This window comes from Burkholderia sp. USMB20, from assembly GCF_000949135.2.
Classification (GTDB): Bacteria; Pseudomonadota; Gammaproteobacteria; order Burkholderiales; family Burkholderiaceae; genus Burkholderia.
The window spans coordinates 300,929-321,143 of the sequence record NZ_JTAN02000017.1; the positions used below are offsets into that span (position 1 = coordinate 300,929).

Annotated in this window: 16 protein-coding genes and 1 pseudogene; 3 read left to right on the plus strand and 14 right to left on the minus strand. The window is 59.1% G+C overall.

Going from position 1 to position 20,215, the window contains the following annotated elements; translation table 11 throughout:
* Nucleotides 1-26: 26 nt before the first annotated feature.
* On the plus strand, nucleotides 27-326 hold the full coding sequence (locus PL79_RS21615; RefSeq protein WP_044845151.1) for a DUF1330 domain-containing protein: 300 nt from the start codon (nucleotides 27-29) through the stop codon (nucleotides 324-326).
* 430 nt (nucleotides 327-756) lie between these two features.
* On the opposite strand, the gene PL79_RS21620 is transcribed toward PL79_RS21615, so the two are convergent.
* Nucleotides 757-1,416, minus strand: coding sequence for a VOC family protein (locus tag PL79_RS21620; protein WP_235879304.1), 660 nt, complete (start codon nucleotides 1,414-1,416; stop codon nucleotides 757-759).
* Nucleotides 1,417-1,643: 227 nt separating this feature from the next.
* The gene (locus PL79_RS21625; protein ID WP_044845153.1) at nucleotides 1,644-2,822 is read right to left on the minus strand and encodes an alpha/beta hydrolase family protein; all 1,179 of its coding nucleotides are present in this window, start codon (nucleotides 2,820-2,822) and stop codon (nucleotides 1,644-1,646) included.
* Nucleotides 2,823-3,269: 447 nt separating this feature from the next.
* Between PL79_RS21625 and PL79_RS21630 the strand changes: the two genes are divergently transcribed.
* Complete coding sequence (locus tag PL79_RS21630) at nucleotides 3,270-4,928, plus strand: MFS transporter (protein ID WP_044847048.1); 1,659 nt, start codon at nucleotides 3,270-3,272, stop codon at nucleotides 4,926-4,928.
* Between the two features lie 48 nt (nucleotides 4,929-4,976).
* Here PL79_RS21630 and PL79_RS21635 read toward each other — a convergent pair.
* The 12 genes and pseudogenes from PL79_RS21635 to PL79_RS21690 form a co-directional block, all read right to left on the minus strand.
* A pseudogene (locus PL79_RS21635) lies at nucleotides 4,977-5,560 on the minus strand (DDE-type integrase/transposase/recombinase); the annotation flags it as partial.
* A 243-nt stretch (nucleotides 5,561-5,803) separates the two neighbouring features.
* Entirely contained in the window at nucleotides 5,804-6,817 is a 1,014-nt protein-coding gene (locus tag PL79_RS21640; protein ID WP_044847047.1) for an IS110 family transposase, read from the minus strand.
* A gap of 631 nt (nucleotides 6,818-7,448) precedes the next feature.
* Entirely contained in the window at nucleotides 7,449-8,561 is a 1,113-nt protein-coding gene (locus PL79_RS21645) for a porin (protein WP_044847045.1), read from the minus strand.
* 251 nt (nucleotides 8,562-8,812) lie between these two features.
* Nucleotides 8,813-10,147 (minus strand): MFS transporter, encoded by a 1,335-nt coding sequence (locus PL79_RS21650; RefSeq protein WP_135801114.1) that lies wholly within the window; start codon nucleotides 10,145-10,147, stop codon nucleotides 8,813-8,815.
* A gap of 94 nt (nucleotides 10,148-10,241) precedes the next feature.
* Complete coding sequence (locus PL79_RS21655; RefSeq protein ID WP_082088661.1) at nucleotides 10,242-11,720, minus strand: aldehyde dehydrogenase; 1,479 nt, start codon at nucleotides 11,718-11,720, stop codon at nucleotides 10,242-10,244.
* Between the two features lie 64 nt (nucleotides 11,721-11,784).
* Nucleotides 11,785-13,395 (minus strand): benzoylformate decarboxylase, encoded by a 1,611-nt coding sequence (gene mdlC, locus PL79_RS21660; RefSeq protein ID WP_044847043.1) that lies wholly within the window; start codon nucleotides 13,393-13,395, stop codon nucleotides 11,785-11,787.
* Nucleotides 13,396-13,787: 392 nt separating this feature from the next.
* Complete coding sequence (locus PL79_RS21665) at nucleotides 13,788-14,645, minus strand: fumarylacetoacetate hydrolase family protein (RefSeq protein ID WP_044847042.1); 858 nt, start codon at nucleotides 14,643-14,645, stop codon at nucleotides 13,788-13,790.
* A 25-nt stretch (nucleotides 14,646-14,670) separates the two neighbouring features.
* Nucleotides 14,671-15,738: a cupin domain-containing protein gene (locus PL79_RS21670; protein ID WP_044847041.1), complete on the minus strand. Its 1,068-nt coding sequence runs from the start codon at nucleotides 15,736-15,738 to the stop codon at nucleotides 14,671-14,673.
* A gap of 161 nt (nucleotides 15,739-15,899) precedes the next feature.
* Nucleotides 15,900-16,220, minus strand: a complete 321-nt coding sequence (locus PL79_RS21675) for a non-heme iron oxygenase ferredoxin subunit (RefSeq protein ID WP_044847040.1) — start codon at nucleotides 16,218-16,220, stop codon at nucleotides 15,900-15,902.
* An 8-nt stretch (nucleotides 16,221-16,228) separates the two neighbouring features.
* Entirely contained in the window at nucleotides 16,229-16,702 is a 474-nt protein-coding gene (locus PL79_RS21680; RefSeq protein WP_044847039.1) for an aromatic-ring-hydroxylating dioxygenase subunit beta, read from the minus strand.
* A 1-nt stretch (nucleotide 16,703) separates the two neighbouring features.
* The gene (locus PL79_RS21685; protein WP_044847038.1) at nucleotides 16,704-17,960 is read right to left on the minus strand and encodes an aromatic ring-hydroxylating dioxygenase subunit alpha; all 1,257 of its coding nucleotides are present in this window, start codon (nucleotides 17,958-17,960) and stop codon (nucleotides 16,704-16,706) included.
* A gap of 43 nt (nucleotides 17,961-18,003) precedes the next feature.
* Complete coding sequence (locus PL79_RS21690; RefSeq protein WP_044847058.1) at nucleotides 18,004-18,990, minus strand: 2Fe-2S iron-sulfur cluster-binding protein; 987 nt, start codon at nucleotides 18,988-18,990, stop codon at nucleotides 18,004-18,006.
* Between the two features lie 129 nt (nucleotides 18,991-19,119).
* Here PL79_RS21690 and PL79_RS21695 point away from each other — a divergent pair, with 129 nt between their 5' ends.
* Nucleotides 19,120-20,022 carry a LysR family transcriptional regulator gene (locus tag PL79_RS21695; RefSeq protein WP_044847037.1) on the plus strand — a complete coding sequence of 301 codons (903 nt, stop codon included), beginning with the start codon at nucleotides 19,120-19,122 and terminating at the stop codon, nucleotides 20,020-20,022.
* The last annotated feature ends 193 nt before the right edge of the window (nucleotides 20,023-20,215 follow it).

Sequence of the window (20,215 nt, forward strand, 5' to 3'; positions counted from 1 at the left end):
TTTTTTTAGGATAGAAGGAGTGTCTAATGACGACGAAGAAAGGTTACCTGTTCGCAGAACTAGACGTGTTTGATTCTGCGCATTTCTACAACGAGTATATGTCGCGGGTGCATCCCGTCTTGGAACAATATGGCGCGACCTTTCTGGCCGGGAGCGACACCCCGGTCATCAAGGAAGGTGGCAGGGACGTGAAACGCGTCGTGCTTCTGGAATTCGATTCTCTTCAACGCGCAGAGGAGTTCTATCACTCTGAACGCTATCAAGCCATCATTGGATATAGGTTCAAGTCGGCGCAGTCGCACCTCTACATTTTTGAGGGCGCCTGATCCGCCCCGTTTTTGAGGCTCACATTCTCGAGAGGATCGAGCCATGAACGAGCAGGTGACGAGGCTGTCGCCCGAAGCACACTGCTCTAGCGAGCTGACTATGAGCCGAATTTCCCAGCAGCCGTGAGAGATCGGCTCGGTCGCGATGAAACGATCACCGATTCTCGCCGAACGGAGGCCGTGCACAGCTCGTTGCAGTGTTCAGCGCCCGCCTCCAGCAGGCCGCTCGTCTGCATCTTCAGGTCGGCCCTCAGACCGGCGACCGTCAACAGATTCCGTCGGTTGAGCTCGACAATCGCCACGCGACTTCGCGCGAGACTGCACCGACGGAGCCCTCGCGTGACCCGAGGTCCACGTTACGTTTACGGCCGATCGACCAGACAACAAATCAATGTTCGAAAAGTCATCGACCCACTCCTTTGTCTTGGCACTATTGACCAACATCCACACGCTCATAGCGCTTTCGCACTTCAATACAAAGGTCAGTTAGCGCTGCCACGACGTCGCGGCCCTCCTGCAAAGCTTTGTTTTTCGTTTCAACCCACAGGTCGAGATCGGCCTTTGCCTTGGCGTCATGTCGGTTCCAGTTCTCGTCAAGCGGCGTAGTGATTTCCAGACGAAGACCCGCTGGGTCGGTAAAGTAGATACTGAGGATCATACCCTTGTGGTCTGTGGGGCCCTGCACCTCCAAGCCGTTAGACTTCAGCCAGTCGTACCATCTCATGACTTCATTGCGATCCGAAGCCTGTAGCGCTACGTGGGTGAAAACATCGTAGGCGACATGGGAAGATTTCGCTGGCGGCGGGACGCCGGGCGCTTCGAAGAACGCCAGGGTCGAGCCGTCCGCCATCCGGAAGAAAAGGTGAAAATATGGGATTTTCAAACCGGTAGACGGACTCGTATCCTCGATCACGGTGCTGACCAAGTCCATCCCCATGATTCGCGTGTAGAATTCTGCTGTTGCCGCGGCATCTGGCGTGACCCACGCAGCATGATTGAGCATCATCGGCGTCAGGCCGGGGTTGGGAAGCTTTGACATTCTAAGTGATGAACCGGGTGGCTTGGGAAGTACGCCAGTCATATCCGCCATGTCAGAACCTCCTATTGATGGATGTCATTGAATGAGTGCAGCCGTCCTTCGTCTCGCACGTCCTTCGCAGGTACGCCACTGCAGGCGTTACGAAGCTAATACGCCGCTACCAAACCCGACGACGGTGCACGGACCAGAGAGAGATCACAGTACCCTTAAATCCGTAGCGACCGCGAGTACGTTGCAATTAAGTCTACTGTGCAGCCCACACCAACCGGCCTGAGCGCTCAGGCCTCCAGCAACTTTCGCTCGACGAGCCAGCCGCGGATCAAGGTCGTCGCTTCCTTCAGCAGTTCCGGCTGGCCCGCGTAGTAATGTGTCGCGCCCTTGATGATCCGGAACGTCTTGTCGGATGACGCGGCGGCTTCAAACAGCATCTTCGGGTGCGTCTGGGGTACCGCATCATCGGCACTGTTCTCGATCACCAGGAGCGGCGCGTGCATTCGCCTGGCATTCTCCAGTCCATTGCCGCAGGAGTCGTCGAGCGACCATTGCGACAGCCATGAGCGCAAGGTCGTAAAGCGCGCGAGCCCCACCGGACCAGTATTCACCGTCTCCGGATTGCCCATGTAGCACCACCCCGGCTTGCGGTCGTTTGGATCGAGCGACGAATCGAGGAACCGCGGATCAGCCAGGGTGCGATGCACGATGAACGGCCGCTCCAGCTCCCCCGTGCCGCGCTCCTTCAGTTCCTGCAGCTTGGTCTTGGCCCAGGATGTGATGCGCCGCATGCGCGCGAGCTGCGCGCCACGGTAGCGTGCGACGTACTCCTGCGAGTACGGCGGCTGGTTGGGATTACGCGGATCGTAGATATCGAGTTCAATCTCGCGGTCATCCGGGTTCGCCTCGTCATGCACCGAAGGATCGATGGCTTCCGCCAGCAGGTGCGCTCGCGACAGGTGTGCCGCCTGGTAGATGACCGCATCCGCCGGAATCAGCCCGGCACCTTTCACATCCACGGGATCGCCCGCAGGCGTGTGCGTGATGCCGGGGTTTTCGGCTTCGGCCTGGTAACTCACCGCCAGCGCCCCCCCTCCGCTCCAACCGACCAGCACCACATACTTATAGCCCCAGACCACCTTGGCATGCCGGATGTACGCGCCGAGGTCCAACAGCACCTTTTCCATGATGAGGGCCGTGTCATTGCGCTGGTAGCGGCTGCCCGCGCACAGCACGTGCGCGCCCGTTGCGGCCATCGCACGAGGAACCGGCAAAAGCTGCAGCGTCGAAGCCGGATGCATGAACACCATTAGTGTGTCCGAGGGGTGACCTTGCGGACGGAAACGGATTCCCTCCAGATTTACTGCCCCCTGGTTACCCGAGAATCCATAGGTTTCGGTGAAGACGGTGCGCTCCTCGTACTGCAGGTGCACCCACTCGGTCTGAATGTCGTAGGCTTGGTTCATGTGTCTACTTTAGGAGGAAGCGAACACCCCAGCAGTCCCCCCAAAGGGGACGCCTCCGCGGCCTAGTGACCTGACACGTGCAAGCATCTGATCGGCGTATTGATTACCCAACTTTTAATCGTGTCGCAGTCCTCGACTTCAATACGCAGTATCCCAATTGTCGAATACGAAAAAGCACAGAAAATCTTTTTCAACAGGGCTACTGGCTCACTTGTGGCACTTGGCGACACCGAAGGTGAGGGATCTCCGGGTAGGTAGATCCGGCGCTTCGGCCGGTTTCCGTTTGTCCCCCGCCGGGGGGACGGTTCCGATGCGAGGGCATTCCTATAATCCGTCGAACCGCTTTGTAAGCCACGCCGATATTGTGAAGACGTGGCCGGCAGCAGCCAAAAAGCCGTCGCAAACGCTGCATCATCGACGCGCCGGACAACCCCCAGGAGACACGCGATGGCAACAACCCTTGAACACGCTTCATCTACTCGATCCGATCGATTTTGCTCACGGATCATCTTGGCGTCGACACTCGGAACCATATTCGAGGCATACGACTTCTTTCTGGCTGCCACGCTAGCCGCCTTTCTGAGTAAAAGTGTCTTCGCCGGTGTCAATTCGACTGCCGCGTTCTTTTTTACGTTGCTGAGCTTTGCTGCAGGATTCGTGGCACGTCCTTTTGGGGCGCTATTATTCGGTCATCTTGGCGACGTATTCGGACGAAAAGGCACATTTCTCATGACAATTGTCGTTATGGGACTGGCTACCTTCATAATCGGCATTCTCCCGGGTTATCCAACGATCGGCATTGCATCACCACTCATCTTCATCGCAATGCGGTTGTTGCAGGGGCTAGCGCTAGGCGGCGAGTACGGCGGGGCTGCCACCTACGTTGCAGAACACGCTCCCCCGGACCGTCGCGGCGCATGGACGTCGTGGATGCAGATGGGCGCTGGGCTTGGTTTCCTCCTGTGCGCTCTCGGCATACTTTTTGTGCGGTGGGCAGTTGGCGATCAAGTCTTCAGTGACTGGGGATGGCGAATTCCATTTGTCGCCTCGATCGTTCTCCTTGTGTTCTCGGTATGGATGAGACTGCGTCTGGAGGAGTCGCCGGCCTTCGCGTTAATGAAGCACAAAGGGATTCGCTCCAAGATGCCCTTGCACGAGGCATTCGGAAATCGGGCCAACCTCCGGATTGTGCTGGTCTCTCTCTTCGGCATGTTGAGCGGGGTTGCGATGATTTGGTTCACAAGCCTGTTCTATGCCTTCTTCTTCGTTACCCAGACACTCAAGGTTGACGGAGCAATGGCGAACATGCTCTTCGGTGGCGCGCTGGTCGTAAGCGCACCTCTGTATGTCGCCTTTGGTAAGCTGTCCGACCGTATCGGTAGGAAGCCAGTAATCCTAGCGGGATGCCTGCTTGGCGCAGTCCTGCTAATACCCTTGTTCAAGGCAACAACACATTACATCAATCCGTCGCTGGAAGCTGCCCTCGTGAGGTCCCCGGTAACCGTATACGCCGACACAGCCGAATGCTCAACGCAATTTAACCCGACCGGGACAGCGAAGTTCACGAGCTCATGCGATATCGCGAAAAACGCACTGTCACAGGCCGGCATCAGTTATAAAAACGTCACCTTGCCAGCCGGTTCGACGGCGCGGATAACGGTCGGCGATGCGGTGATCGAATCGTATGAAGGCACCCTTCCGGACGCCAAGGCGAAGGGAGCCACATTTCATCAGGCACTTCATGCGCGTCTCCATGCGGCCGGATATCCGAGTCGTGCCAACCCTGCTCAGATCAATGTCGTGATGGCGATTCTGCTACTCTCGATCTTGATGGGCCTCGGCGCGATGGCCTACGCCCCTGTAGCAGCAACGTTGGTGGAGATGTTCCCAACCCGCATTCGCTATTCTGCCATGTCGCTTCCCTACCACATCGGCATGGGATGGTTCGGCGGATTTTTACCGGCGACCGCGTTCGCCATCGTTGCATCGAACGGTGATATCTATTCGGGCTTGCGATATCCGATCATTGTTGGAATCAGCTCTTTCTTTATAGGCTTGCTTTTCATGAAAGAGACTCGGGATGTTGACATCAATGCGCAAACATAGCTCCTACGTGCTGGAGTTGTCCCTGTAACTCAGGACACTTGGACACCGTTAGGTTGATGACGCCGCTGCTCGCCTGAACTCGCGAGGCGAGCGGTATTTCAGGGCTTTGTGCGGGTGGCGCTCATTGTAATGTTCAAACGCAATGGCCAGACGCGAGAGCGCCGTTGGCGCGTCGGGCTTGTCTTGTCCATATAGGCGACGTAATTGTGCTTCATGGTCTTCACGAACGGCGTACGGGCGTGGTCAGCGGCTCCAGGCCGAGTTCGCGCGAAGCTACGCGTGCGACGGTCGATGTAGGCTGAGCCGTTGTCCGTCAGCCATTCGATGGGTTGCGCCGTCTGCGTGGCACCGAAGCGCTGCTCGACGGCGGCCAGCATCACGTCGCGCACCACGTCGCCGCTATGCCCGCCGGTCGTAACAGCCCAGCTAATCGCTTCCCTGTCGCAGCAATCTAGTGCGAACGTCACGCGCAGCGGCGTGCCATCGTCACAGCGGAACTCAAAGCCATCGGAACACCAGCCGGTGTTGCTGCGGTCCACGGTAACGCGACGGTCATGCCGCCGCTTGTCTCGCCGCACGCCGGGGCGGTGCGCCAGCAACTGGTACTCGCGCATAATCTGGTACACACGCTTGTCGTCTAATTACTGTCAATAGGTCCTGCTCCTAGATGAGGTTCAGACCAGCCGTTTCCTTGTCGTCTTCGTGGTCGCTTTCGCGCCACAACGTGCCGTTAGATGGTCGCTACAACGTTCCGATGTGATTGCCGCGGTTTTTCCGCAAAGCGCGTCAAGGAATCGTTGCGGCGACGTAATCAGCCTGAATGAACCAGTGCGACACTTGCACAAGCGAAGCGAGTTACGAGCGCAGATACTCGGTTATCCCGGGTTGAATTCCTTCCCGCTTCTCCACATTGAGAGTAATAGCGTGGCGAGTTTGCGCGCGGTTGCGACCAGCGCTTTGCGCAAGCCGATCCTGGGGATTAGTGATTGCGCCCAGCGTCGGAGTGCGCAGTCGCGCTTGTGACGCAGTATCAAGGCCGACGCCGCCTCGAACAGCATGTGTCTGGTGAGTCTGCAGCCTGTCTTGGATATTCCACCGTTGTGGTCCACCTCGCCTGATTGATACTTCTTTGGCGTCAGCCCGAGATACGGGCCAATGTCGCCGACGCGGCGGAATCGTTCCGGATTGTCGACTGCAGCAGCAAATGCGACTGCCGTTGTCACGCCGACGCCCGGAACGGTCATCAGGCGTCGACAGACATCACTTGCGCGTGCAATTCGCTGGAGCGCGCGGTCGGTTTCGCGAACTTGCCCGTCAATATGCCTCCAACTGTCGAGCAGGATACCGATCACCCCGCGGATCAGTGATGTCGATGGCGTACGCTCTTCGACGAGCCTCTCGAAAGTGCTACGTGTTCCTGGAGGCAGCACAACGCCGAAGGTTTTGAGCACACCCCGGATCTGGTTGTACAAGCTGGTGCGCATACTGATCAGTTGGCTACGCGCGCCGAGGAGTAGTCGGACTTCATGGCTGGCAATACTCTTGATTTCGACCGCGCGATACCAGCCACTACGCGTGAGTTGTGCGATGCCATGAGCGTCGTTGCTATCGGTCTTGTTTAGCTGCGTTGCGAGCGCGGCATGGACATGGCGAGCATGAATGCAATCGACAGGAACATTCCTTTCGCGCAACCCGTGATAGAACCACACCGCAAGCGGCCCCGTTTCCATACCAACGCGTTTGGTTTCAGGAGCCTGCTGCTTGATAGTGTCGGCGATGGCATCAGGATTCGAAGCTACAGTTCCACGCCAGACCACGCTGCCGTCCCTGTCCACTACGCATACCGCTGTCGCCTTCTGCGAGACATCGAGACCCACATACGTTTCCATGGCAACCTCCACCGTTAGCCGGAGAGGCAATTACAGCATGTGGTTGAGGGCGACAGCCCGCGTCAGGATCCAGGGCGCACGCGTCCGGCGGGCGATCTACCAGGAGCAGATCGCCGAGCGCTCGAACGAACTGCTGCAGGTGTTCTACGTCGGAGTGCCGCGCGGCCGGAAGAACCTGATGAAGGTCATGCGCGGTTGGGTGATAAATCTCCGCGCATGCTACGTTAGCTGGAATTCGGCCACGCCTATGTCCCGCCGCGTCCGAAGGGTATGTCGCTGAAGACGCATCAAATGTTCAGACTGCGGCGCGGGATCGCACTGATCGCGGGCCTGCTCCCTAACGAGTTCATACCAACGCGGAACCGTCTCCGGCGCTTTTCCTCGCAGCGCCTTTCGGGGCGGCTGCCGGTGGTTCAGGCGCGGTGCCCGGAACGCTATTGGCCAGTCGCCATTGGTAAATCACGTCGAGGGAAATCCGCAGGAATCGGACGAGGATCGCACTCAACTGTCTCGCACTTCGGGGCAGATGCCTGTGGGATGTCAAGAAGAAGGAAGCGATAATAAAAACTGCCTCATCTTGTAACCTTGGCGGACCCCATTACAGAGAACGAGATCCGCCGTTCGGTGACGCTTAGAAACCGTGCCGCATGCCTACGGCCACGCCGGTCTGCCCCTGCCCGGCCGGCGGCGAGGCCGGCGTGATCGAGCTATCGGAAACCGAATACGTGCCAGTGCCCTTGTTGCTCATGTGAGCGACCATCGCGTACAGCACGGTGCTCTTCGAGAGATTGTAGCTACCGCGCAACACCACCAGATTGCCGTCGGCATTCTGGGACTTGTTCCGGAAGGCGACATACTGCGCGTCGACGGAGAACGTCGGGGTGAACACATAGCTCGCGCCGCCGAAATATAGGTTAGTCGACAATGACGCCGCCTGCGCGCTGATACGGCGCCCAACCCAGCCGCCCGAGAGCTTCACGCCGCCGACTTTCACATAGCCGTCGACGATGTAGCGCTTGTCCTTGTCGCCCGAGTGGCTGAACGGCACACCAGGCCGGCCGGGCACGACGGTCATGGTGGCGCCGCTGCTGCCACCGCGCTGTTCGTCATAGACAACCGCCGTACCCCAGGCGGAGGCGTCGTACTTCAGCATTGCCGTCCAGGCGCGGCACGCTACAGGGTCACCGGGCACCTGTCCGCTGCAGTTGCCTGGGGCAAGCGCGTCGCGGCCCAGTGAATAGGTCGCGCCGATCGTTAGCCCGGAAAAAGTGCCGCGATACGAAATCGTATTGTCGGTGCGCGCGTTGGCGATGTATGGATCGAAATCGACCATCGAGAAAACCGCCGGGCCGATGACATCCGCATCGAGCATCGAATAGAAGGTCATGTTCTGCTGGCGCCCCAGCGTGATCATGCCCCAGTTGCTGCTCAGGCCGACGAAAGCTTGGCGCCCGAACTCACGGCCGCTTTGCGCCAATGTGCCGGCGGGCAATGAGAAGCCATTTTCGAGCGTAAAAATCGCCTTCAGGCCGCCACCTAGATCCTCCGTGCCGCGCAAGCCCCAGCGTGACGGCAGGCCGCCTGTGAGCGTCGGCATGCGAGTGAGGCTGGCGCCGTTCGGACCGACGTTCGTCAGGTACTCGACGCCTGTGTCAAGAACGCCGTAGAGTTGGACGTTCTGGGCTTGGGCTCCGCACCCGCTCACGCATAGCACCGCGACGAGAAGATATTTTAACTTCGTCATAGTTGATTTGCATTCCTAATTATTAAATCGCCCGTCGGGCATGATGCAGTAAAGGACCGCCCCCCTGTGACGGCGGGCCTTTCAGCTATCGCGCCTGTCCAACCGCCAGGATGTGAGCGGGTATATCGCGAATTCTCATCACATTCGCTTGAAGCGCGGCGCGGTCGCCGTGCAAGGCTGCGCTCGCTTCATCTGCGCCCGCTCTGGTCGGAACAGTCACGGCCAGTGAATGCTCAACAAGCTCTGCCGGCCTAGGCAAGTTCGCTTCGCGCAGTCTCCCCGGCCACCAACACGGCGCCAACCGCAATCACGCAGACCGCGACGAAGTAAGCCATGACCCAGCGCAGGTCGCCACTGCTCATTGCTAACAGCGACGCGGCGATCATCGGCATCAAACCGCCGCCGAGAATCGTGCCGAACTGCCTGCCCAGCGATACGCCACTGAGCCGCAGCCGCGCGTCTTTGAACAGCTCTGGGTAAAAGCTTCCGCTCACCCCAAGCGACATCGGCGTCACCAATGCGCCGGGGATCGCCAGTGCGACCACCACCAGGACGGGATCGGTTGAGCGGAGCAAGGGGAAGAACAGGAACAGTACATACAGGGCCGCCAGCGTGTACGATCCGCCGATCAGGCCTCGGCGCCCGATCTTGTCGGACAATCCGCCGAACAGAGGATTGGTAGCAATCCCGATCGCGTTCCCGAGCACCACACCCGCCAGCAGTAAGTGACGGCTTTGATGCAATGTTTGGATGGCATACGACAGGCTGAACACAGATGTGAAATAGAACGTCGACGATTCCGCCAGCGCGCAGCAAAGCACGAGCAACGCAGACTTCTTGCAGCGACGAAGTACGCCGAGCAACGGCACACGCTCCGGTTTCGCGCGCGTCATTGCCAACGTGAATACGGGTGATTCTTCGACTTTCATCCGCACATAGAAACCGACCAGGAAGATCACCGTGCTCAGCAGGAATGGCACACGCCATCCCCACGACGACAACTGCGTGTCAGGCAACAATCCCACAGCGAAGGTCACGAGCGCGCCAAGCACGGCACCCGCCGACCCGCCGCTCTGCACGACGGCCGCGAACAAGCCGCGCTTGTCTTGTGGGGCACTTTCCATCGCTAGCAGCGGACCCGCGGCCGACTCCCCCCCGAGCGCGAAACCTTGCAGGAACCGCAGGCATGTCAAGATCAACGGCGCGGCCACGCCAATTTGTGAGTAGGTCGGCGTGAACCCGATCGCGGTGGTACTCGCGCCGGCCAGTATCAATGTCGACACCATGACTGGCTTTCGTCCGATGCGGTCGCCGAAGTGGGCGAAGAACAAGCCACCGAGCGGACGAGCCGCAAAGCCGACCGCGAAGATGCCTAACACCGCTATGGTGGCGGTGAGCGATCCGAACTTCGGAAAAAACAGCCGGTCGAATACGAGCGGCGCGAGAAACCCGTAGGCGAGAAAGTCGTACCACTCGATGGTAGTGCCTAGAAAGCATGACAGCAGCATGCGCCGGTGCGGCGAGCTGTCACGGAATGCCACTGCCAAGCGGTCCGCCGGCGCGACTGCTTCAGATTGATTTGCCACTTGTTTGTCTCCTCATTTCCACCCAATCACGCGCGGCCGCGCACAGGGGCTCGCCTTAATCGACGTCTCGCCCCGATGCCGGCCCATTGCCGTCTCACGAAGGCAGATAAACGGACTTGCATTCCAGATAGCCCTTCAACCCTTCTACGCCACCCTGCCGTCCGATGCCCGATTGCTTATAGCCCCCGAATGGGATGCCGACATCTACGCTCAGGCCGTTGACCGACACATTGCCAGTGCGCACGCGGCGCGCCACGTCAAACGCCTTCTCGGCATCGGCGCTGAAGACGGCGCCGCTCAGCCCGTAAGGCGAATCGTTGGCGATGCGAATCGCATCGGCTTCGTCCTCGTAGGCTATGACCGACACCACCGGCCCGAAAATTTCTTCCTGAGCGATAGTCATGTCGTTGCAGACCTCGCTGAAGACCGTGGGCTGCACGAAGAAACCCCGCTCGCACCCGGCCACGCGCCCTCCGCCGATGAGGATCCGGGCGCCTTCGGCGCGCCCTTTTTCGATACAGCCAAGCACGCGTTCCATCTGGCGTCGCATCGACAGCGGCCCGATCTGAGTCTGCGGATCGGCCGGGTCACCCACCTTGAGCGCCTTCACGGCGCCGACATAGGCATCCAGGAACGCGTCGCGCTTCCTTTTTGAGACCAGCACGCGCGTAAGGGAAAAACAGATCTGTCCGCTGAACGGCATGGAAAATGGCATCAGGGTATCCAATACCGTTGGGATGTCGGCGTCATCCAGCACAATCGCGGCCGATTTGCCGCCAAGTTCCAGGTCCACGCGTGCCAGTCGGTGGGTACAGGCGGCGGCAATCGATTTGCCGGCGGCGGTGCTGCCGGTGAAGCTAACTTTGTCGATTTCTGGCCGGCTGATCAGATAGGCACCGATCTCGCGCCCGCCGGGAACTAGATTGACCACGCCAGCGGGGACGCCCGCAGCCTCAATGCATTCAGCCAACACTTGCGCGTCCAGCGGTGTTTCGGGGGAAGGCTTCGCGACGACCGTGCAACCGGCCGCCAACGCCGCGGCAACCTTGTAAGCGAGCAGGACCAACGGCGCGTTCCACGGCGTAATCAGGCCGATTACGCCGACCGGCTCATTCAGCACGCGGGCAACTGCGCCCCGGGCGGACCTGCGCGTTTCCTCGAAGGGAAAGTTGAGTGACAAATCACCGTAATAGTCGAACAACTCGATCGCCATCGGCGTCAGCGAGGTCGCAAACGAGATCGGTGCGCCGATCTGCGCCGTCCAAAGCCGGCTGAATAACGACTGGCGTTTGCGCATCTCCGCGGCGATGCGTTTCAAATAGGCGCCGCGCTCGGCTGGCTGCAAGCTTGCCCACGGACCTTCGTCGAAGGCTCGCCGCGCGGCACTCACCGCCGCGTCGACGTCCCGTTCAGACGCCTCAGGCGTCGCCAGCATCACTTCTTCGGTGACGCAGGAGATCAACTCGTTGCGTTGCAAACCGATCGGATCGACCCAACGTCCGTCGATAAAGAATCGGGTGCGGACCTGTTCGGACAGCTCACGCGCGAAATCGAATGTCTTGCGGGTCTCCATACGTGTCTCCATTCGTGTATTCATTTATTCAGCCAGATGCTGGCTTGTTCCGCGATGCTGGGGATCAAGCTACGAACACTTCCACGAGCGTTGGTAGCCGCGCTTCGAGCGCCGCCCGCAATGCCCCTTCCAGTTGCTCCGCTTGTTCGACTTGCATCGCGGCACAGCCCATGCTGTGCGCGAGTCCGCTGAAATCGATCCCGGGCAAGCGGGTGCCGACGGCCTGCGTAATTTTGAACAACGAGGCAAATTCCTCCAGCGCCGCGTACTTCCGGTTATTGACGATCACGAAGGTGATCGGCAGCTTTAATTGCGCCGCCGACCACAGCGCCTGGATCGCGTACATGCTGGATCCGTCGCCGAGCAATCCGATCACACGCCGAGGTGCCTTGGCGAGAGCCACGCCCACGGCTGCAGGCAGACCGTGGCCCAGCCCGCCGCTGCTGCAGGTGTAGAAACTCTCGCTGCGGTCGAACGGCAGATACGCCTGCATGAACGGCCGGCTGCTGGGCGCTTCCTCGACCACGATGCTGTCTCCGGGTCGCACCGTAGCCAGCGTCTGCATCAGGTACGCAACAGAAATGGGGCTGGTGGCCGGCACCGCCGGCGGCGAGGCGCGCCCCGCTGGCACCGCACGAGGCCTCGATGCGGGTCGCGTGAGCAGGTCCGACAGACCGAGCCGCAAACTGGTCACCACCGACGTGCCGACCGGTGCCCACGCGGCGACGTCGGGATCGTCGGTCAACTGATACAGGTCCGCGCCGGCCGGTATGTGCGGACCGAAGCCCTCGACGTGATAAGTGAAAATCGGCGCGCCCAGCGACAATACGAGGTCATAGCCTGTCAGCCGCGCGACGATCGCTTCGCGGCTGGCGGGCAAGAAACCGGCGAACAGTGGGTGGCTTTCCGGAAAACTACAACGTCCTGACGTCGGGCTGACCCACACCAGCGCGTTGTGGCGCTCCGCAAGCGCAACGGTCTCATCCCACGCACCGTCGCGATCGACGGCGGCACCCACCACGAACACCGGCCGCGCGCAACGATCCAGCGCCGTGCCTACGACGTCTAGCGCTACGGGATCGGGACGCAACGCCAAGCTCACCGAGCGAGGCTCGACTGGTTCCGTCATTTGATTCCAGTCATCGACCGGGATCGACACGAAGGTCGGCCCGCACGGCGGCTGCATAGCGATGTAATATGCGCGCGCAATGGCAGCCGGTACGTCTTGCGCCCGCGCCGGTTCGCAACTCCATTTAACATAGGGCTTTGGCAATTCGGTGGCCTGCGCCGAGAACAGGAACGGCTCGAAGGGGAGAATCGAACGGGCCTGCTGGCCTGCGGTGATAACCAGCGGCGTGCGGTTCTTGTAAGCGGTAAAAATGTTGCCCATCGCGTGCCCCACACCTGCGGCCGAGTGAAGATTGACCAGTGCGGCGTTGCGGGTGGCCTGCGCGTATCCGTCGGCCATGCCGACCACCACGGATTCCTGCAGGCCGAGCACGTAGCGGAAGTCCGCAGGGAAATCCCCAAGCATCGGCAATTCAGTTGAACCCGGGTTGCCGAAGATCGTGGTCATGCGGAACGCCCGCAGTAGTCTGAGCACGGCCTCGCGCACACTGATCTCACCAGACGGCTGCAAGCACGATAGATCCGAAAGAGGCTGAGACTCACGCATTCATATGCTCCATGTGTTATGGCCCCCAGCGGGCCGGCCTCGAAATATTTAATATTTAGGACAACATAAATATATCTTTGACAATAGTTCCACTTGCATCCGCGAGAGTGGGTCGGCGATCTTCTGGGAACGCTCGGTGGTCGGCGGTGTCAAGCACCGTCCGAGCAGGCCATGGCTTTCTCCCGCTCAGCCTCGTGCTTTTGAACGCCTGCGGCTCGTTCCTAATAAATCAGGCGTCGGTCCACATAACCACAACGCGGGCCCATCGCCCAATTCATACACGACGCGACGCCGCCAGAGCTTCTCGACCAGGGTCGCCCCAAATTAACTGCTTTGATCCGCGATGGCGAAACCGATTGCGCTGACGTCCGCCTGTGAAGGTGCGTAGTGCCTCATGACTGTGCCATCCGGATCGTCAGATCGCCGAGGCCTGCCACGCGACCTCTGACAACGTCGCCGGGCGTCACCGGGCCGACACCCGCCGGCGTCCCGGTCATGATGACGTCGCCCGGCTGCAGCGTGTACATCGCCGACGCGTATTCGATCAGATGCTGAACGTTGTAGATCAGGTACTTGGTATTGGATTTCTGACGCGGCTCGCCATTGACGGTGAGCTCCAGATCCAGGGCATTGGGATCCTCGATCTCGTCGGCGGTCGTGATCCACGGTCCGATGACCGCGAAAGTGTCCGCCGACTTTCGGAATCCCGCGAACTCGGGGCCGCGTACCGTCATGTCCAGCGCGACGCAATAACCGAACACGTAATCGAGCGCGTTCTCGCGCGAGACCCGCTTGGCCCGCCTGCCGATGACCACCCCGAGTTCAACCTCGTGATCCGTGCGGCGCTCCGGAAAAGGAAACTCGACGATACCCTCAGGCCCGTTCAGCGAAGTCGGCGCCTTGATGAACAAGCCGAATTGTTCGAGTGTCGTGAATGTCTTGCCGTGAGCGATCTGCTGATCCGCATTGGCCTCGTCGATGTGATCGCGATAATTAATCGGCGCCCCGATGATCTTGCCCGGGTTTGCGACCGGTGCCAGCAGCTTCGCTGCCGAAAGACTGACAGTATCCGCGCGGCCAAGAAACCCTTTGATCTGGTCCTCGATGCGGGCGAAGTTCCCGATGATCCAGTCGTAAGCTGGATAAGGCCAGCCGGGTTCACCAAGGGACTTGAACAAAGGGGTGATGTCGTAAACCTTGTCGCCACGTACAACTCCGATACGGTTATCGTTAAAGCGGCAAATCTTCATGGCTTAATCCTGCGTCAAAGTGAGGTCAACCGCGCTTCTCGCGGTAAAGGCCGAGCTTCTCGTAGACCGGGCGATCGGAATAGGTGAACATCACGGCATCGCCGCCCGTGCCGGCGCTCATGCGCCAGCGGCTCCATCCGGGCACCACGAAAACGTCGTTCTCTGCGATATCGAAATGGCCGACATCTTCGATTTCGACCGAAGGCGAACCTTCGACGCCGACGATGACCGTGCCCTCCACCGACTGGAAGAACTCGGTGGTGTATCCGCGCGGAATGAGGCGCATCGAGGCGGCGATGGTCGGAATGGCCCATCCACCGGTCAGCGGATTGGCGTAGCGAACATTGACGCCGTGACAGGTGTCAATGTCGGAATAGCGCGCCAGCCGATCGAGGACTTCGCGTGTGCGGGCATACGGATAATTGAAGATCGGCGATGTCGGCCCCGTATGCTTGTTCTCCAGCGGCAACAGTGCATCGGAGTAACGCGAAAATACCTGGTCGGACCCGCCGGTGCGGGGAAACTGATTAGCCTCCTCATATTCCTCCCGGAATCCTGCGCGCAGGAAGCTCACGAGCGGCACATCCAGCCCGTCGAGCCACATGACCGGCCCATCGCCGTCATTGCCATGGTCGTGCCACGTCCAGGCGGGGGTCACGATGAAATCACCTCTAACCATTTCGGTGCGAACGCCATCGACGGACGTGTAACCGCCCGCGCCCTCGAGCACGAAGCGCAGGGCGGACTGGGTATGGCGGTGCGCGCGCGCGATTTCACCAGGAAGAATCAGCTGCAGGCCGGCATAAATCGTATCGGTCGCATTCGGCAGCCCTTCCAGACCAGGATTCATCAGCATCAGTACGCGCCGCTCTGCTTCCTCCGCGCTCACCACCATGCCGGACTCGATCAGCCGGTCACGCATCACGGCCCATTGCCAGGCGTGCGGCCGAGCTTTCGGACGCGGTTCATTCGGAACCAGGCCCTTTAAGACGTCCCACAGCGGGGCGACGTTGAGTGCCGCGAGTTGTTCGCGGTATGTGACCGTGTTGTTTGCATCAAGATTCTTTATAGCGCTGTCTGCCTGTGCGCTCATGGCGTGCTCCTTGTGCTACGTGAGGCGGCGATATATGCGAAGTTGCTCACACTCGACGATGGATGGATCGCCGTATCCGTTTCCATCCGAATTACTTACATAGTCATCCGAATTAACGGATCCGCTTCTTTCCCCGACTTCCATTGTCAGTTACGGCAATCTCAAACGTCCTCCAACTGGATATAGACATCGCCTGCCTCGACCCGTACGGGGTACGTCTGAATATCCACCGTGAGCGGCGCGCACATGGCCTTGCCACTACGCACATCGAATTTGCCCTGATGCAATGGACATTCGATCTCGTGGCCATCGAGAAATCCATCGCATAGCCTTGCATGGCCGTGTGTGCAGATGTTGTCAGTCGCATAGACCGCGCCATCGACGCTGTAGATTGCGATCTCACGGCCTGCCGCATTGACTGCGGTTACATCATCTGCAGACACTGCCTTCAACTCGATCACCTTCGTCCAAGTCCCTGCCATCACGCACCTCAAATCGGATAAATGAGCGAATTGGCGACCATCTCGCTATCGAAAATGCAAATCTTGCTTTCAAACTTCAGGCCTTCGGGGGTTCGTTGAATGATATCGATATAACGTCCCACACTGAACACGCTGCTCAAATCATCCTGCTTCGTACGAAACACTGCGTAATTCGCTTCCGTCTTGATACAATGGCTGTTGATCTCCCGAATGATCGGCGCTCCGACAATATGCCGCTGGTAGTACGGGTCATGGAAGATCGTTTCAGTCATTCCATACACACGGTCTTTCAACATTCCCTTGCTTTCGAAAGACATCGTCGCGAGAGGAAAACCACGGTCAAAGTTCTCGCGAGGCTGCACCCTGTACACGCACTCATCGGTAAAGAATTCCGGCCATCTGTTCCAGTCGCCACTGTCAAGGGCGGCTGTATACTCGGCGTAAAGCCCAATAAGTTGCTGATAGGTCTCGAAGTCGAGCATCTCAGATCTCCATCACCTTGCGCCAATATTCATACATTCCACGAATCAGTGTCTCGCTGACGTTGTGATCGGCGTCGGCGATTTCGCGCCCGCCGAGTTGTGCGATGGCACGATGGGACGGCTTCTGTTCCACGCCTTCCTGAGAGAACTCGATGACCTCTCCATCGTCGGCCGACACGAACCCGGCTGGTCCGAAGAGGTTCGCCTGACGCAAACGCCGGCGCGTCATTTCCTCGCTGTCTTCCTCGAATCCGAAATGGGTCCACACGAAGTCAAACGACCCAACGCCATTTGGCACGATCTGACGCGTGGACACCGAGTTGATTTGCTGCTGGATGATCAGGCTGGGAAAAATCGTCAGCATGGCTACGGTCAGGTCGCCCCACCACGGCTCTTGAACGATGTCGAGAAAGCGGTCGTCGTTCAGCGTCATCTCTTCCTTGAAGCTGGACACGCCGTTTGTCACTTCACTCTTTCCCGCTGCGCCGCGCACGCCGATCATCGCCGCGTGGCGGAATTTCTCGTCCATCTTCAGCGCGGCCTTGCTGTCTGCGCGCCAGAGGCCGAACGTAAGAAACCAGGTGTGCAGGAGGCCGGCGTGATAGGGATCCTTGATGTTCTCCTGCATGAACTTCCAGTTGGCCGGGATCCGCTGCCGGTTATAACCGAGAATCTTCAGCTTCCGCCCGTCGAATACCCGGTCGAACAAGCCAAGGATGGACGGCCCCAGGAATTCTTCGAGTGGCGAAACGTCGTCGTCGAAGCACGCGAAGATCACGCCGTTTCGAATCGCGACTTTCAACTTAGTCAGACCATGCCGTTTCGGATCGAAGTCAGCGGGCATACCACCGTTGACTTTTCCATCCGCCTTGACACCTCGCCGAAACGGAACACCGATCAGATTGCCTTTGAGGTCATAGTTCCACTGGTGGTACGGGCAGGTGAGATCTTTTCGATTGCCGAATTTGTCGCGGCAGAAGCGCACACCACGATGCGCACACACGTTTTCCACCACGGCAACTTCGCCGTCTTGCGAGCGCGTCACGATAACCGAGCGTTCGCCGATCGACGTGCGCTTGAAGTCGCCAGCGTTGGGAATTTCAGCTTCTAAACCCACGTAGCACCAGTGACCGGAGTAGAAGAAACGCTCGAGCTCCTTCCGGTAGACCTCTTCGTGGCTATAAGCCCAAAACGGAATCTGACTTGTATCGCCGCCTTTCCAGGCAGGCCGGATAAAGTCGATAGGGCTCTCATTCATGATGACCTCTCCTCTGGTACCGCAAACTGGGGAAAATCCGTGATCAAAGCTCACTTGCGTAGAACGCGTCGGCGTGTATCCGGTCGGGATTGACGCCCTTCCTCCGCAGTAGCACGTACGAGGCATCGACCAACGCCGGCGCGCCTGCAACATAGGCGCGCCACCCGTCGAGCGCGTTCCAGTCCGCATCGACGGCATCGGTCACCATGCCCGTGCGATACGGAACCTGCCCCGCGGCGGAAGCCAGAACGACATGCACACGGAGGCCGGGCAAGCATTCGCGCAACTCTTCCAGCCAATGCGTTCCATAAACGTCCGCTTCGGAACGAACGCCGAAATACACATGTACTAGCCGGTTCGTCGGCGACTCAGCCATGCCGCGAAGAATCGACAGGATCGGTGCCAATCCGGTGCCTCCGGCGATGCACAGAACAGGGGCCTCGGACTTTCTTCGCAGGTATGCGGTACCCAGAGGCCCACTAAGGCGCACCGAATCGCCCGGCTTGAGATCAGCCGCGACGTAGGACGTCACGCGACCGCCAGGAACCAGCCGGATGTGAAATTCGACTTCCTGGCCGTTCGCCGTGTTCGCCATCGAATAAGGCCGGATGTGTTCCGGCGTGAACTGCAGCGTCGCGTATTGACCAGGAGCAAAGTCGAACGGCTTTGACAGCGCCAGTCGAACCCGTTTGATGTCGTGCGTCAGATCTTCTATCCCAACGACCGTCGCCTTGAGGATCTTCGACGGATAAACCACGATCTCACCGACCTCGGGAATTTCGATCACGCAATCTTCTACGAGCGTCGCCTGACACGCGAGCACAGACTGGCCACCGCTCACCCTCGAGCCCGTTGCATCTGCTCCGAGCGTTACAGCAGAGCCAGAGACGACGGTACAACGACACGTGCCGCAACGGCCCGCCATGCAGCTGTACGAGATAGGAATCTCGTGAGCCCGAAGCGCGTCGAGCAGGTTATCGCCACTCGTCACCTCGATGTCTCGCTCAAGCGGCAGGACAGAAATTTTCATGACTTCCGTGTCTCCATGCTGTTCTGTGTTTGACGCATGATGCATGGACCCACGTTATCGATACAATAGAATTTCCTTGATACGTAAAATCACTGAAATTGATAATGCTTTCAACGACCCGGAGGCCGCATGGAACTTCATGACATAGACCTCAACCTGCTTGTCGTCTTTCAAGAGTTATTGCGGCAGAGACGCGTCTCTTCCGTAGCAACCGCGCTCGGCACGTCTCAGCCGGCAATCAGCAACGCTCTGGCGAGGCTGAGAAGAGTCCTCGGCGACGAACTGTTTCTGCGGACATCGAAAGGAATGGTGCCGACGCCTTTCGCGGAGACGCTCGCCGAACCGATTGCCAACGCACTGGCGACGATTCACGATACGTTGAATCTGACGTCGATCTTCGATCCGAAATCGAGCACAAGGGCATTCACGGTTGCAATGACCGACATCGGTGAAATCTCGTTCCTGCCGGTCCTGATGCGAAAGCTCGCGCTGATCGCGCCAGGCGTGTCGATCAGCACGGTCCGGAACCAGTCCGACACGCTTCGCGCGGATATGGAGCATGGACAGGTAGACCTCGCAATCGGCTTTCTACCCGACCTCAAGGGTGGCTTTTATCAGCGCCGCCTGTTCCGTCAAAGATATGTCTGTCTTTTCCGCGAAGGGCACCCGCTGGCAGGTGCGGGCATGACAAGCAAGACGTTTTCAGACGCGGAGCACGTGTCGATCGTCGCCGAGGGCACCGGACACGGTATTGTCGATACCGTTATTCAGCGGGCCGGGATACGCCGGAACGTACGCTTGCGGGTACCGCATTTCGTTGCGGTCGGACACATTCTGCAGACGACCGATCTGATCGCCGTGGTGCCCAATGCATACGCCATGAGTACGCTCGCTCCTTTCGGCCTCGTCAGCGCCCCCTGCCCGATCAAGATTCCCGATATCACCATCACCGTTCTCTGGCATGCCAGAAACCACCGTGATCCGGGCAACGAGTGGTTAAGGAAAACCATATTTGAAACCTTCGCGCCCTGACGTAACGATCGGGCGGCGCGACTGTCCAGTGACCACCGGCCCCGGCTGCCCGATCCAATGACCGTCGTACATCACGTCATCTTAGATGAATTGATCGAGGTCCGGTCAGTCCTGCCCGTTCAGACAATCGATGTAGTCCCTATAGATGTCAGCGAGTTGGGCTTAAGTCATCAGCATCCCCCTCGAGCTTCAG

Excerpts from the sequence above, each read along its gene's own strand:
- PL79_RS21670 (WP_044847041.1), bottom strand. The coding sequence starts at position 15,738 with ATGAGCGCACAGGCAGACAGCGCTATAAAGAATCTTGATGCAAACAAC.
- PL79_RS21640 (WP_044847047.1), bottom strand. The coding sequence starts at position 6,817 with ATGGAAACGTATGTGGGTCTCGATGTCTCGCAGAAGGCGACAGCGGTA.
- PL79_RS21685 (WP_044847038.1), bottom strand. The coding sequence starts at position 17,960 with ATGAATGAGAGCCCTATCGACTTTATCCGGCCTGCCTGGAAAGGCGGC.
- PL79_RS21695 (WP_044847037.1), top strand. The coding sequence starts at position 19,120 with ATGGAACTTCATGACATAGACCTCAACCTGCTTGTCGTCTTTCAAGAG.
- mdlC (WP_044847043.1), bottom strand. The coding sequence starts at position 13,395 with ATGCGTGAGTCTCAGCCTCTTTCGGATCTATCGTGCTTGCAGCCGTCT.
- PL79_RS21675 (WP_044847040.1), bottom strand. The coding sequence starts at position 16,220 with ATGGCAGGGACTTGGACGAAGGTGATCGAGTTGAAGGCAGTGTCTGCA.
- PL79_RS21625 (WP_044845153.1), bottom strand. The coding sequence starts at position 2,822 with ATGAACCAAGCCTACGACATTCAGACCGAGTGGGTGCACCTGCAGTAC.
- PL79_RS21680 (WP_044847039.1), bottom strand. The coding sequence starts at position 16,702 with ATGCTCGACTTCGAGACCTATCAGCAACTTATTGGGCTTTACGCCGAG.
- PL79_RS21645 (WP_044847045.1), bottom strand. The coding sequence starts at position 8,561 with ATGACGAAGTTAAAATATCTTCTCGTCGCGGTGCTATGCGTGAGCGGG.
- PL79_RS21690 (WP_044847058.1), bottom strand. The coding sequence starts at position 18,990 with ATGAAAATTTCTGTCCTGCCGCTTGAGCGAGACATCGAGGTGACGAGT.
- PL79_RS21615 (WP_044845151.1), top strand. The coding sequence starts at position 27 with ATGACGACGAAGAAAGGTTACCTGTTCGCAGAACTAGACGTGTTTGAT.
- PL79_RS21630 (WP_044847048.1), top strand. The coding sequence starts at position 3,270 with ATGGCAACAACCCTTGAACACGCTTCATCTACTCGATCCGATCGATTT.
- PL79_RS21665 (WP_044847042.1), bottom strand. The coding sequence starts at position 14,645 with ATGAAGATTTGCCGCTTTAACGATAACCGTATCGGAGTTGTACGTGGC.
- PL79_RS21655 (WP_082088661.1), bottom strand. The coding sequence starts at position 11,720 with ATGGAGACCCGCAAGACATTCGATTTCGCGCGTGAGCTGTCCGAACAG.
- PL79_RS21620 (WP_235879304.1), bottom strand. The coding sequence starts at position 1,416 with ATGGCGGATATGACTGGCGTACTTCCCAAGCCACCCGGTTCATCACTT.